Consider the following 14,219-nt stretch of genomic DNA (forward strand, 5'->3'; position numbering starts at 1 on the left):
AACCCCACCCCCCCCCCCAGTTTTACTTCCGCGGCGCGGCCGCCCCCCCCCCCCCGCCCCCGCCGGTCTACCCACCCTGACCCTCACGGGCCCTCGTCCACCGGCGGGGGCTTCCCGCCGGTGACCACCGTCCTGACCCACCGCTGCGTCAGCCGCGTCCGGGAGGCGAGCACCTCGACGGGCACGCCCCGCCGGTGCGCGGCGCGCAGCGCGGCGTTGCGCCAGTGTTCGAGTCTTCTCTTGGCGGCCCTGTCCGTGACCGTCCGGTGCAGCAGCACCGCAAGTCCGAGCAGCAGCCGCCCCGCCGGTCCCTCCCAGCTTCGTGCCATGCAGTGCCCCCAGTCCTCGCCACCACTCCCGCCCACTCAACGGTCGAAGAAGGGCGGCAGCGCCACAAGGGCGTGAAACGGGCACATGGGGCACGGACCCGGCAGAGGGCGCCGTCGGCACGCGCCCTCACGGGCGGCCGCGTGGGCCCGCGGACCCGGCCGGGGCCGGACGGACGGGCCCGCACCGGCGATCATGGACACGATTTCGTCACAGGATCTCCACATGGCGGCGCACCGGGAGATGATGCACCACGCAACAGCACCATCCCCCGGGGGGAACCATGAGCAACAACTTCACACCGCCGCCCATGCCGTCCTACGGGCCGCCACCGGTGCCGCCGCCCCCGCCGCCGAGGAAGAACCGCACGGCGGTCGTCGCCGTGGCCGCCGCGGTGGTGGCCGCGGCCGTGTCGGCTGCCGTCACCGCGGGAGTCACCGGCGACGACGAGGCGGGACCCGCGCCCACGGTCACCGTCACCGAGACGGCGTCCGCGAGCGGCGGCGAGGCCCCCGCGGCCGGGGAGGAGGCCGCGGAGGAGGCCCCCGCGGCCTCCGAGGAGACCGACGACGGTGTCCACGCGCTCGACGAGACGGTCACCTACGAGTCCGACGTCGAGGTCAGCCTGTCCGGCTTCGAGCGCGCGGTGTCGAGCGAGTACGCCATGCCCGAGAAGGCCCCCTACGCCCGGTTCACGGTCAAGGTGGTGAACAGCGGCACCAAGACCCTCGACATCACGCTGCTCACCGTCAACTGCTCCTACGGCAAGGACGGTCGCAGCAGCGAGTCCGTCTTCGACTCCGAAACCGGTCTCGACGGCAGTCCGCAGACCAAGCTCCTGGCCGGCCGGTCGATCAACGTGCCCTGGGGCTGCGAACTCCCCAAGGGCGAGAAGCTGATCCAGATCGAGGTCGCCCCCGACTTCGACTCGGAGACCGCGATCTTCACCGGCCCCCTCACGTAGCGGTCGGGCACGCCCGTCCGGCGACCGCGAACCCTTCCGGTTCCGCGTTGGTCCCCGACCAGCTCCCGGTGAACCCGAAGCCGACCGAGGCACCGGGGGCCACGACGGCGTTCCAGCCGACGTTGCTCGCCGTCACCACCGCGCCGGACCGGCGGTGCTCGGCGTTCCACATCTGCGTCACCTGCTGGCCGCCGGGGAACGACCAGTCGAGGGACCAGCCGTTCCAGGCCGACGTGCCGGTGTTGGTCAGCCGGACGTCCGCCTGGAAGCCGCCCGGCCACTGGTTCGTGACGGTGTACGTCACCTCGCAGGCGCCGGTGGGGCCCGGGTCGGGGCCCGGCCCCGGACCGGTGCCCCCGCCGGTGTCCGAGGTGTCGCCGTAGACGACGCCGCGGCCGTTGGTCGCCACGTACACCCGGCCGTAGACCCGCGGGTCGCCGGTGATGGCGGCGCCGGTCCAGCCCCACTGGTGGGCGTCGTCGTTGACGCGGGTCCAGGTCGCGCCCTCGTCGGTGGAGCGGAAGATGCCGCGCACGCCGCCGATCTCCGCGCTGGTGAACAGGGTCTGGTACGACGCTCCCGGGGCTGCCTTGCCGAAGCCGACGGTGTCCGCCGCGTCGACGCCCGGCAGCCTGGTGAAGGTCTCGCCGCCGTCCGTGGAGTGCCACAGGCCGTACGGGCCGTCCGCCGCCCCGCCCGCCAGCCAGACGTCGCCCTCCCCGCCCGGCAGCGTCTTGAAGCGGACGCTGTCCCCGGCGGGCAGCCCGGTGGCCGACGACGCGGTGAAGGTGGCGCCGCCGTCCGTACTGACGTAGAACGTCCCGGACTTGAAGCCGTAGAAGGTCGCGGGGTCCACCCGGTCCGACTCGACGATCGCGCCCGCCGGGATGCCGGCCGACGCCCGCCACGAGGTGCCGAAGCCCGTCGTGTACTGGACGCCCGTGCCCTCCGGGCTCCACACGAAGCGGCTGCCGTCCGCGCCCGCCGCGACCGTGCCGCCGCCGCTGACCCCCGCCGGGTCGGTGCCGCCGAACCAGTTGGCGCCGTTGTCCGTGGAGAACGCGATGTGCGGGCCGGAGTCGAGGTTGCCCGCCCGGACCACGACGTCCGGCTTCGTCTCCGCGAAGTCCAGACTCGTGGTGGAGGTGAAGTTCGGCGAGGTGTACATCATCGACGGCACCTCGGTCAGGCTGGTGTGCCGGAAGCCGCCGACGTCACCCAGCGCGCTGAGCAGCGGGGCGCCCGACGGGGGTGAGGCCAGGTCGTTGACCGCCGTCTCCTCCAGGCCGCGCACCATCGGCTCGATGGTGAAGGTGCCGCCTTCGTCGTCCCAGTCCGTCAGGTTCTCCGTGCCGTAGACCGTGGCACCCGTGCCGTACATCATCCGGTCCGAGTCGAACGGGTCGATCTCCAGCGCCTCCGTCATCCAGCCCAGCTTCGGGGTCTGCTCGGGCGGCGACGGGTTGGCGCCCCAGGTGAGCCACGGGGACGACGACACGTCCATCGTGTAGCGGTTCTCGCGGTCCGGGTACGACGTGTAGCTCCACGCCTGGGTCCAGGTCGCGCCGCTGTCCGTGGTGCGGAAGATCTGCGTGTCCGGCCACCACGAGCTGTACGCGGTCGCCATCACCGTCCCCGGATGCTGCCGGTCGACGGTCAGGCCGCTGAAGCCGTAGTAGGTGTCCGCCTCCGCCACCGGGCTGATGTCCGTCCAGGTGCCGGTCGCCGTCGCGTACCGGTAGAGGCGGCCCTTGCCGCCGTCGTACGGGCCGCCCGTGTCGCTGTACGCCAGGTACAGGTAGCCGTTCTCGGCGTCCAGCACGCCCTTGTGGGCCAGGTAGCCCGTGGGCTGGCCGGCCAGCCGCTCCCAGGTGGCGCCCGCGTCCGTGGAGCGGTAGACCGCGTTCTCCTTGTCGGCGACGCCGACGTAGACCGTCCCCGTCGGCGTGCCCGCGCCGCCGCCCGTGGACTCGTCGAAGGTGACCCAGGTGATGCCCTGGTTGTCGGAGGCGTAGCCGGAGGTGTCGCCCGGATCCTGCGCGTAGTTCCCGGGGTTCGGGAAGGCCGTCACCTCGGACCAGGTGACGCCCGCGTCGGTGGACCGCCACAGGCCGTGTCCGCTGGGCGCGCCCAGGTACAGCACGTCGTTGTCGTGCGGGTCGACGGCCAGCCGCTCGCCCATGCCGCGGCCCGGCATGTTGCCGCCCAGCTTGAACGGCAGGTCCGTCTTCTCCCAGGTCGCGCCCCGGTCGGGCGAGCGCAGCACGGCTCCGTTCGTCGGGTCCCAGTCGTTGGTGTACGTGCCGACCGCCGCGTACACCCGGTCGGGGTCGACCGGGTCGGAGGCGACACTGACCACGCCCGTGTGACCCCAGTCGTCCCAGCCGACGTGGTCGAGCAGCGGCGTCCAGGTGTGGGAGGACTCCTGCCAGCGGTAGGCCCCGCCGATGTCGGTGCGGGCGTAGGCCAGGTCCTTCTCGGCCCGGTTGAAGACGATGCCGGGGACGAAGCCGCCCCCGTCGATACGGGCGTTCTTCCAGGTGTAGCTGTCGGCGGCGACGGTCGCCCGCGACGCCGGCCCGGCGGCCAGGGCGGTCGGCGGGCTGCCCGCCAGGAGACCGGCCGCGAGGGCCAGCAGCACGGTCAGGATCCGGGTTCTTCGCACGGTGGGGAACCGTCCTTCCGTCAGGAACAGAACACATGCGAGGACCGGACGGCCCCGGGCCAGGTGCGGGCAGGGGCCGCCCGGTCGGTTGGTCCCGTCGTCCGGTGACGGGACCGGTACGCGGAGCGCCTCGCGGGGCTACTCCAGGAGCTCCGCGTACGAACCCATGGCGAGGGCTATGTCCGCCTGGGCCCAGAACCGGTGGTACGTGAACGTGGGCGCGGCACCGCCCTGGAGGTAGCTCTCGATCTTCGACCAGGCCGGGTCGTCCTGGTAGAAGGAGCGGATCGAGGCGAAGGTCGACGACGCGTCGATCGTGTCGCCGTTCGGCATGGTGCCGCTCCAGCCGCTCGGGACGTAGATCCCGTCGTCGAAGCGGTTGTAGTCGGCGCGGGTCTCCGGGACGGCGATGCCGAGCGCGTCCTGGTTGTTCTCCCACATGCCGTCCAGCAGCGCCTTGGCGGTCGAGGCCGCCTCCGTGTCGCCCGAGCGGTCGGCGTAGTACGTCAGGGTCTTGGCGTACGCCGCCGCCACACCGACGTCGTTGGTGTAGTCCGCGACCGTGACGTGCAGGTCGCCGTTGTCACCCGGGGACGCGGCGTTCCAGGTGTCGGGCTGCCCCGACCACTGGAGCGTCGACGGGATCCGGAACGTGCCGTCCGGGTTGACCGTCGTCTCCGACAGGGCCCAGTCGACCCACTTGTCCAGGACCGCCTTCGCGTCGGCGTCACCGCTCTGCTGGTAGTACTCGGCGACCCGCTCCATGGACCACGCCTGGAAGCCGAACCACTGGTTGGACGGCGGGTCGTGGTACACCGGCTTCTCGTCGTAGTACATGCCGTAGAAGGTCGGCGTCCCGGCCGGCGGCGTCGCGTAGCGGCCCTGCCAGCTGTTGGTCGCGCCGCCCGCGATGGCACCCTCGTCGGACTGCAGCCAGCGGTAGAACTCCACCTGCCGGTCCAGGGACTTGGCCCAGTCCGACTGGCCCGTCGCCGACTTCGGCTTCAGGTCGGGGTCGGTGCTCAGCGCGTACGCGGCCAGCGGGTTCTGGTAGCCGCCGTGGGTGTGGCTGGAGCCGATGCGCCAGGCCCAGCCGGCCGAGGTGTCCACCGCGCCGCCCCAGGCGTAGTACCAGGACAGCAGGTAGTGCGAGGAGTCCTTGCCGGTACCTGCCGGGCAGGCCGACGGCCCGACGCAGTCGCCGACCTTCTTGAAGTACTTGTCGAACATGGCGTAGCGCAGGTAGTCGCCCATCTTCGCGGCCTTGTCCAGGGTCGCGGAGATCTCGTCGCTCTTGCCCTGCTCCCCGGCCCAGATGTCCGCCCAGTACGCGGCCTGCACCGCGCGCGCGTCGGCGTCCGGGGCGTTGGTGAACTTCCACTGCTTGGCGTAGGAGGCGTCACCGGTGAACAGGTCCAGGTAGCCGTTCTTACCGCCGTACTTGAAGGCGTCGCAGGTCGGCTGCGGAACCGTCTCCCACACCGACTCCTGCGCGCCGCGCTGGAAGGTGTTGATGTAGGAGGGGCCGGTGTCCGAGGGGCCCGCCTCGCACTTGCCGGGCGAGTTGCCGTAGCCGTAGGTGTTGTCGACGTCCTGGAGCCAGTGCATGCCGTACACGTCGTCCGTGCCGTACGCCGACTTCAGCTCACCGGCGATCGGGTCGGAGCCCACCGGCACGGTGCCGTCCAGCGGCGCCGGGTACTCGTCCGGCGTGTCCAGCTCGGGCGCGTAGGTCGCCGGCTTCGAGGCGTTGTAGGAGGAGTTGGTCGGCTGGTCGGCGTGGGTGGGGATCATGTACGTCTCCATGATCTCCCAGGCGTTGTTGAACCGGGTCCAGTCGCCGGTCACCTTGCCGTACATGGCCTGGAGCCACAGCAGGTAGCTGTACGCCTCCGACGTGGTCTCGTGGCCGTGGTCCGGGGCCTCGACGATGAGGGTCTCCACCGAGTGGTACGGGATGCCCTCGGGCGAGAAGTAGCCGTTCGCCGGGTCGGTGATCTTGCCGTACAGCTCCAGGAAGCGGGCGTCGTAGTCCTTCGCCGCCGCCAGCTGGGTCACGGTGACCGCGGCCTTGCCGTACCCGGGGGCGGTCGACTCGAAGACGGCCGAGCCGCTGCCCGAGGCGTCCGCCGAGACGGTCACCTCCTGGGCGGTGTCCCAGTTCGACGGGGTGAAGGTGAGGCTCGCCCCGCCGGTCAGCGTCAGGCCGGTGTTGCCGCTCGCGCGGGCGGTCGTCACGGTCACGTCGGCGGTCGGCTGCTCCGACAGCTTGACCTCGTACGTCCCCGACTCGCCCTGTTGGACGCCCAGTTGACCCGGCGAGGCGACCACGGTCGGTCCGGCCGCCACCGTGACGCCGACCGGGGTGGAGTCCGCGGAGGCGCCCATGCTGTCGTAGGCCTTCGCCACCAGGGAATGACTGCCCACGGTCAAACCAGAGGTCGAGTACGTGTAGGGCGAACTCGTATCGGTGCCCAGCAGCGTGGTGTCGTCGTAGAACTCCACCTTGCTGATCGTGGCACCGTCGGCGGCGGCCGCCGTGGCCGCCAGCGGCACCGCCTCGCCCTGCGAGTACACGGCGCCCGCCTCGGGGCTGGTCAGCACGGTGATCGGCGGCTGGTGCGCGCCCACGCACGAGGTGCCGTTGACCGCGAAGTCGGTCGGCGCGGCGTTGCTGCCGCTGTACGTGAACTGCCCGCCGGCGGAGACGGCGGCCCCGGCGGCGATCCGCGCGTTGTACGAGGCGTTCTTCACGGTGACGCGCTGCCCGGACTGGGACCAGGCGCCGTTCCAGCCGTTCGTGAGCTTCTGGTTGCCCGCGTAGGAGTACGTCAGCGTCCAGCCGTCGATGGCGTCCGTGCCGCGGTTGGTCAGCGTCAGCTCCGCGGTGAAGCCGGCACCCCAGTCGTTGGTCTTGTAGTCCACGCTGCACTGAAGTGCGGCCGCCTGGGCCGGAGTCGAACCTGTGCCCAGCATCGTGAGGGGAAGTGCGAGGGCCGCCAGCGCGGCGGTCCACCAGCGCCGCGCGGTGCGGCGTCTGGGTCTGTGACCTGAGTGCATGGTGCTGGTTCCTCCTTGCGGCTCGGAGAGGGTGGGGGAGGAGCAACAAGCCTTGAACCAGTGGGAGCGCTCCCATAGTGGGGAGGGTGCCTGGCGCGGTCAAGATGTGTGAACAGTCGAAAAGATTCGACAGGTCCGGCGGGGAGAAAGTCGGTAACTCCTCTGTTCTTTACCGTCACTTGGCGCTACCTTCGCTGCACCAGTGGGAGCGGTTCCACCAGTCGACGCGGCCGTCACGGCGCGTCCGAACTGCAAGGAGTCGCTCATGCGCCACCCCCCGCTCCACCTTCCGCGTTCAGGACTTTTAGCCGTTGCCGCAGTCGTGGCCGCCACCTGTCCGACGCCCCGCCGGCCGCTGCGCCGGTTCGCTCACCCCTCGGGCCGCTCCACCGTGCCCGCGGGCCGTTCCTGACCGCTCACGACGGCACCCGTGTGCCGATCGGCAGCGGGCCGCGCCGACGCGGGCGCGGCCCCGGACGACAGCAGCACCCCCACGAAAGCCGGACGACAGCAGCACCCCCACGAAAGAAGGAACCCGCACTCATGACCCGTACCAGAACCGCGATGCTCGCCGCCCTGACCCTGGTCGCCGGCGCCTCCGGCACGGCACTGGCCGCCCATTCCGCGAGCGCCGGAGCCGCGGCCGCCGCCTGCACCGTCGACTACCAGGTGCAGAACGACTGGGGAAGCGGATTCACCGCCGCCGTGACCGTCACCAACAACGGCGCCGCCACGTCCAACTGGTCGCTGGGCTGGACCTACGCCGGCAGCCAGAAGGTCACCAACAGCTGGAACGCGAAGGTAAGTCAGAGCGGTGCCGCCGTCACCGCGGCCAACGAGTCCTACAACGGCACCCTGGCCACCGGCGGTTCGGCGAGCTTCGGCTTCCAGGCTACCTACAGCGGCGCCAACGCGATCCCGGCCACCTTCACCCTCAACGGCGTGACCTGCAACGTCGACGGCGGAACCGACCCCACGGACCCGCCGACGGACCCCACCGACCCGCCGACCGACCCCACCGGCCCGGGCGACCGGGTGGACAACCCCTATGACGGCGCCAAGGTCTACGTGAACCCCGAGTGGTCCGCCCACGCCGCCGCCGAGCCCGGCGGCGACCGCATCGCCGACCAGCCGACCGGTGTGTGGCTCGACCGGATCGCCGCCATCGAGGGCGCCAACGGCGGCATGGGCCTGCGCGACCACCTGGACGCGGCGCTGGAGCAGAAGGGCTCCGGCGAGATGGTCGTCCAGCTCGTCATCTACAACCTGCCGGGCCGCGACTGCTCCGCCCTCGCCTCCAACGGCGAGCTGGGCCCGACCGAGATCGACCGGTACAAGACCGAGTACATCGACCCGATCGCCGAGATCCTCTCCGACTCGAAGTACGCGGACCTCCGGATCGTCACCACGGTCGAGATCGACTCGCTGCCCAACCTCGTCACCAACGTCTCCGGGCGGCCCACCGCCACGGAGAACTGCGACATCATGAAGGCCAACGGCAACTACCAGAAGGGCGTCGGCTACGCCCTGAACAAGCTCGGCGATGTCGGCAACGTCTACAACTACGTCGACGCGGGCCACCACGGCTGGCTCGGCTGGGACAGCAACTTCGGGCCCTCCGCCGAGATGTTCAAGACCGCCGCCACCACCGAGGGGGCGACCCTCGACGACGTGCACGGCTTCATCGTCAACACCGCCAACTACAGCGCCCTGAAGGAGGAGAACTTCAAGATCACGGACTCCGTCAACGGGACCTCCGTGCGCCAGTCCAAGTGGGTCGACTGGAACCAGTACACCGACGAACTGTCCTACGCCCAGGCCATGCGCGACAAGCTGGTCTCGCTCGGCTTCGACACGAACCTCGGCATGCTGATCGACACCTCCCGCAACGGCTGGGGCGGCTCGGCCAGGCCGGCCGGCCCCGGCCCGCAGACCAGCGTCGACGCCTACGTGGACGGCGGACGCTACGACCGCCGCATCCACCTCGGCAACTGGTGCAACCAGTCCGGCGCCGGCCTCGGCGAGCGCCCGCAGGCCAGCCCGGCCGCCGGGATCGACGCGTACGTGTGGATGAAGCCCCCGGGCGAGTCCGACGGCTCCAGCAAGCTGATCGACAACCCGGACGGCAAGGGCTTCGACCGGATGTGCGACCCCACCTACACGGGCAACCCGCGCAACGGCAACAACATGTCAGGCGCCCTGCCCGACGCCCCGATCTCCGGGGCCTGGTTCTCCGCGCAGTTCCAGGAGCTGATGAAGAACGCCTACCCGCCCCTGTCGTGAGCGGGTCCCCGCGCGCGGCGCGGATGAGCCGCCGGGGTCCGGTCCTTGCGGGCCGGGCCCCGGTGGCCTCCTCTTTTTTGCGGGAGCGGCAACATCTGTTGCCCCCGGCCGGTGAGTCGTCGCACGCTGGCGGCACCGCGAACGGGAGGCTACCGGCATGGCGCACGACCACCACCACGACACACACGGCTCCGTCCACCAGCAGGGACACGGGCACGGAAACGGGCACGGAAACGGGCACACTCACGACCACGCCGACATCGACTGGGCCGAGATGGCCCCGCACCTGGAGGCGCAGGCCGAGCTGTACACGCCGCTGTACCGGCAGGCCCTGACCTGGCTGGCCCGGGAGGTGACCGAGCCCGGCCTGGTCGTCGACGTCGGCAGCGGGCCCGGCGTCGTCTCCTGCCTGTTCGCCGACACCTTCCCCGGCGCCCGGGTCGTCGCCGCCGACGGCGCCGGACCGCTGCTGGAGCGGGCCCGCGCCCGTGCCGAGCGGCTCGGGTTCGGCGACCGCTTCGGCACCCTCACCGGAGACCTGCCCGGCGCCCTGTCCGAGCTGGACTACCCCGCCGACCTGATGTGGGCCAGCCAGAGCCTGCACCACCTGCCGGACCAGCGAGCCGCCCTCGCCGCGCTCGGCGGGCACCTCGCGCCCGGCGGCACACTGGCGATCCTGGAGGGCGGACTGCCCGCCCGGTTCCTGCCCCGCGACCTCGGGTTCGGGCGCCCCGGGCTCCAGGCCAGGATCCGCGCCGTGGAGGAGGACGCGTTCGCCGAGATGCGCGCGGACCTGCCGGATTCCGTGGCCGAGACCGAGGACTGGCCGGCGATGCTGACGGCCGCCGGGCTGAAGCACACCGGCACCCGCAGCTTCCTCCTCGACCTGCCCGCGCCCCTCTCCGACGCGGCCCGCGACTACGTCACCACGTCGCTGTCCCGGCTGCGCGAGCGGATCGGCGAGCGGCTCGACGCCGGGGACCGCGCCACCCTGGACCGGCTGCTCGACCCCGCCGACGAGGCGGGCGTACACCGCCGCCAGGACCTGTTCGTGCTGGTGGCGCACACCGTGTACACGGCGGTACGGCCGGTCTGAGGCCTGGCGCCGCCGAGGCCGTCGCCCGACACCGGCGCTTGACATCGAGAGCGCTCCAAGTGATGGACTCCCCGCTGTCCGTGAAAGAGACGAACAGACACAGGGGGAGTCATGCCCGACACACCGGTCACACTCATCACCGGTGGCGGCAGCGGCATCGGGGCCGCCGTCGCCCGGCGGTTGCTGGAGGCGGGGCAGCGGGTGGCCGTCACGGGACGCGGGGCGGAGCGGCTGCGGGCGTTCAGCGCGGAACTCGGCGACCCGGAGGGGCTGCTGACGATCCGGGGCAGTGCCGCCGAGCACGAGCAGGTGGTGTCCGCGGTCGAGGCCACGCTGAAGGAGTTCGGCCGCCTGGACACGGTCGTCGCCAACGCCGGTTTCGCCACCCACGACTCGGTCGCCGAGGGCGATCCCGCGGGCTGGACCGAGATGGTGCTGACCAACGTCCTGGGCCCGGCCCTGCTGATCAGGGCGTCCATCGACGCGCTCAAGGAGACCCGCGGACGGATCGTGCTGGTGGGCAGTGTCGCGGGCTTCGTCAACACCCCGGGCAACATCTACGGGGCCACCAAGTGGGCGGTGACCGGCCTCGCCGAGAACACCCGGCGCGAGGTGACGCAGTGGGGCGTGGGCGTGACCCTGATCGCGCCCGGCCGGGTGGAGACCCCGTTCTGGGACGGCATCGGCGGCCTGCCGCCCGGCGGCCTGCTCACCGCCGACCAGATCGCCGACTCGGTCGTCTGGGCCATGACCCAGCCCGCCGGGGTCGACGTCAACACCGTGGTCGTACGGCCGCTGGGGCAGCCCAACTGACCCGCGGGAGACGGGAGGGGCCCGGCCGCACGCGCGGCCGGGCCCCTCCCGTGTGCGGCACCGCTCAGGAGTTGACGTCCGCCGGGTCCGAGCCCAGGCGCCGGTCCTCGTTCAGCGCGCTGATCGCCGCGAGGTCCTCGGTGTCCAGGGAGAAGCCGAACACGTCGATGTTCTCCTTGATCCGGGACGGCGTCACGGACTTGGGGATCACCACGTTGCCCAGCTGGAGGTGCCAGCGCAGCACGACCTGGGCCGGGGTGCGCCCGTGCTTCTGGGCGATCGCGACGATCGCCGGGATGTCCAGGATGCCCTTGCCGGAGCCGAGCGGGGACCAGGCCTCGGTGGCGATGCCCTGCTCCGCGTGCACCTCCCGGGCGGCGTGCTGCTGGAGGTGCGGGTGCAGCTCGATCTGGTTCACCGCCGGGATCACCGACGTCTCGGCGGTCAGCCGCTCCAGGTGCTCGGGCAGGAAGTTGGACACGCCGATGGCGCGCACCCGCCCGTCGGCCAGGAGCTTCTCGAACGCCTTGTAGGTGTCGACGTACTTCTCCCTGGCCGGCATGGGCCAGTGGATCAGGTAGAGGTCGAGGTACTCCAGGCCGAGCTTCGCCATCGAGGTGTCGAAGGCGCGGAGGGTGGAGTCGTACCCCTGGTCGCTGTTCCAGAGCTTGGTGGTGACGAAGAGGTCCTCGCGGGCCAGACCGGAGGCGGCGATCGCCCTGCCGGTGCCCTCTTCATTGCCGTAGATCGCCGCTGTGTCGATGCTGCGGTACCCGGCCTCCAGGGCCTGGGCGACGGCCGTCTCGGCCTCGTCGTCCGGCACCTGCCAGACGCCGAAGCCCAGCTGGGGCATCTCGACGCCGTTGTTCAGGATGATCGGGGGGACCTTGCTGCTCACGAGCTCTTGATCCTTCGGTTGTGGTCAGGTGGTACTCCCATCGTCAACGATCACGAGCCCCGACGCATTCCTGACCGTGGAAGTCACGCTGTGTAGAGCGCCTCGACCTCGGTGCCGTAGGCGTTCTCGATGGCCTTGCGCTTCAGCTTCAGCGAGGGCGTCAGCAGTCCGTGCTCCTCGGTGAACGGCTGGGCGAGGATGCGGAAGGTGCGGATCGACTCGGCCTGCGACACCAGCGTGTTGGCCGCGACCACCGCCCGCCGCACCTCGGTCTCCAGGTCGGCGTCGTGCACCAGGTCGGCCGGGGCCATCTGCGGCTTGTTGCGCATCGTCAGCCAGTGCTCGACCGCCTCGTGGTCCAGGGTGATGAGCGCGGCGACGTAGGGCCGGTCGTTGCCGACGACGATGCACTGGTTGACCAGCGGATGGTCCCGCACCCGCTCCTCAAGGAGGCCCGGGGAGACGCTCTTGCCGCCGGAGGTCACCAGGATCTCCTTCTTGCGGCCGGTGATGGTGAGGTAGCCGTCCTCGTCCAGGGCACCGATGTCGCCGGTGGCCAGCCAGCCGTCGTGCAGGGTCTCGTCGGTGGCCTTGGGGTTGTTCAGATAGCCCTCGAAGACGTTGCCGCCGTTCAGCCAGATCTCGCCGTCGTCCGCGATGTGCACGGTCACACCCGGTATGGGCTGCCCGACGGTGCCGTAGCGGGTGCGCTCGGGCGGGTTGGCGGTGGCGGCCGCCGTGGACTCGGTCAGTCCGTAGCCCTCGTAGATCTGCACGCCCGCGCCCGCGAAGAACAGTCCCAGGCGCCGGTCCATCGCCGAGCCGCCCGACATCGCGTTGCGGATCCGTCCGCCCATCGCGGCCCGGACCTTGGCGTAGACCAGCTTGTCGAAGAGCTGGTGCTGCATCCGCAGGCCCGCCGAGGGGCCGGGACCGTCGCCCCAGGCCTTCGCCTCCACCGCCTCGGCGTACTTCACGGCCACGTCGACGGCCTTCTCGAAGGGACCGGCCTTCCCCTCCTTCTCGGCCTTGCGCCGCGCCGCGTTGAACACCTTCTCGAAGATGTACGGCACCGCCAGGATGAAGGTCGGCCGGAAGGCGGCCAGGTCGGGCAGCAGGGCCGCGGCGTTGAGCTGCGGCTGGTGGCCGAAGCGGACCCGGCCGCGGATCGCCGCGACCTCCACCATCCGCCCGAAGACGTGCGCGAGCGGCAGGAAGAGCAGGGTCGCCGCCTCGTCGCCCCGCTTGGAGTGGAACACCGGCTCCCAGCGCGCGATGACGGTGTCCGCCTCGTACATGAAGTTGCCGTGGGTCAGGACGCAGCCCTTGGGGCGGCCGGTGGTGCCCGAGGTGTAGATGACGGTGGCCACCGAGTCCGGGGTGACCGCCTTGCGGTGCCGGTGCACCACCTCGTCGTCCAGGTGCGCGCCCGCGTCGTACAGCTCCTGCACGGCGCCGGAGTCGAGCTGCCACAGGCCGCGCAGGTGCGGCAGCCGGTCGATGACGGTGGCGATGGTCATCGCGTGGTCCTCGTGCTCCACGACCGCGGCCGTCACCTCGGCGTCGTAGAGCATCCACAGGCACTGCTCGGCCGAGGAGGTCGGGTAGACCGGCACCACCTGGGCGCCGATCGTCCACAGGGCGAAGTCGAAGAGGGTCCACTCGTAGCGGGTGCGGGACATGATGGCGACCCGGTCGCCGAAGCGGATGCCCTGGGCGAGCAGCCCCTTGGCGAGGGCCAGCACCTCGTCGCGGAAGGCGCCGGCGGTGACGTCCCGCCACTGCCCGGCCTCGTCCTTGCGGCCGAGCGCGATGTGCCGCGGGTCCTGCTCGGCATGTTCGAAGACGATGTCGGCCAGACCGCCCACCGGTGGGGCCAACGTCAACGGAGGACTGGTGAACTCGCGCAAACCCCGCTCCCCGCTTTTCGATGACACCCCCGCACAGCGCGGTGAAAGCTACCCCACCCGGCGCGGGGGCGGGAGGGGTGCCAAATTCGAACAGGGCTCATGTTCGCGCTGGTCAGCTGGAGAAAAAGCGCTCACATGGGGAAGGGTCGGACAGTTTCCTGACGGTTGAGTAAGTATCGGTGGCGCAATCTCCACCGAATCTG

The 14,219-nt window shown here is 71.1% G+C and carries 9 protein-coding genes; 4 read left to right on the forward strand and 5 right to left on the reverse strand.

Features of this window, described 5'->3' with window-relative positions; all coding sequences use genetic code 11:
• Positions 1 to 83: 83 nt before the first annotated feature.
• Positions 84 to 329: a hypothetical protein gene (locus tag K7854_RS31315; protein WP_226029927.1), complete on the reverse strand. Its 246-nt coding sequence runs from the start codon at positions 327 to 329 to the stop codon at positions 84 to 86.
• 281 nt (positions 330 to 610) lie between these two features.
• On the opposite strand from K7854_RS31315, the gene K7854_RS31320 reads away from it, so the two are divergent.
• Entirely contained in the window at positions 611 to 1,291 is a 681-nt protein-coding gene (locus K7854_RS31320; protein ID WP_226029928.1) for a hypothetical protein, read from the forward strand.
• Here K7854_RS31320 and K7854_RS31325 read toward each other — a convergent pair.
• Complete coding sequence (locus K7854_RS31325; protein ID WP_226029929.1) at positions 1,284 to 3,956, reverse strand: xyloglucanase; 2,673 nt, start codon at positions 3,954 to 3,956, stop codon at positions 1,284 to 1,286. The genes K7854_RS31320 and K7854_RS31325 overlap by 8 nt on opposite strands.
• A 138-nt stretch (positions 3,957 to 4,094) precedes the next feature.
• The gene (locus K7854_RS31330) at positions 4,095 to 7,016 is read right to left on the reverse strand and encodes a glycoside hydrolase family 48 protein (protein WP_226029930.1); all 2,922 of its coding nucleotides are present in this window, start codon (positions 7,014 to 7,016) and stop codon (positions 4,095 to 4,097) included.
• 543 nt (positions 7,017 to 7,559) lie between these two features.
• On the opposite strand from K7854_RS31330, the gene K7854_RS31335 reads away from it, so the two are divergent.
• From K7854_RS31335 to K7854_RS31345, 3 genes are all read left to right on the forward strand, one after another.
• The gene (locus tag K7854_RS31335; RefSeq protein WP_226029931.1) at positions 7,560 to 9,299 is read left to right on the forward strand and encodes a cellulose 1,4-beta-cellobiosidase; all 1,740 of its coding nucleotides are present in this window, start codon (positions 7,560 to 7,562) and stop codon (positions 9,297 to 9,299) included.
• Positions 9,300 to 9,456: 157 nt separating this feature from the next.
• On the forward strand, positions 9,457 to 10,395 hold the full coding sequence (locus tag K7854_RS31340; protein ID WP_226029932.1) for a class I SAM-dependent methyltransferase: 939 nt from the start codon (positions 9,457 to 9,459) through the stop codon (positions 10,393 to 10,395).
• 111 nt (positions 10,396 to 10,506) lie between these two features.
• Positions 10,507 to 11,208: an SDR family oxidoreductase gene (locus K7854_RS31345; RefSeq protein ID WP_226029933.1), complete on the forward strand. Its 702-nt coding sequence runs from the start codon at positions 10,507 to 10,509 to the stop codon at positions 11,206 to 11,208.
• Between the two features lie 64 nt (positions 11,209 to 11,272).
• On the opposite strand, the gene K7854_RS31350 is transcribed toward K7854_RS31345, so the two are convergent.
• Both K7854_RS31350 and K7854_RS31355 read right to left on the reverse strand, forming a co-directional pair.
• Complete coding sequence (locus K7854_RS31350) at positions 11,273 to 12,106, reverse strand: aldo/keto reductase (protein ID WP_308112582.1); 834 nt, start codon at positions 12,104 to 12,106, stop codon at positions 11,273 to 11,275.
• Positions 12,107 to 12,189: 83 nt separating this feature from the next.
• On the reverse strand, positions 12,190 to 14,016 hold the full coding sequence (locus tag K7854_RS31355; protein WP_226029934.1) for an AMP-dependent synthetase/ligase: 1,827 nt from the start codon (positions 14,014 to 14,016) through the stop codon (positions 12,190 to 12,192).
• Positions 14,017 to 14,219 lie beyond the last annotated feature (203 nt).

Source organism: Streptomyces hyderabadensis (assembly GCF_020404845.1).
GTDB classification, from domain to species: domain Bacteria; phylum Actinomycetota; class Actinomycetes; order Streptomycetales; family Streptomycetaceae; genus Streptomyces; species Streptomyces hyderabadensis.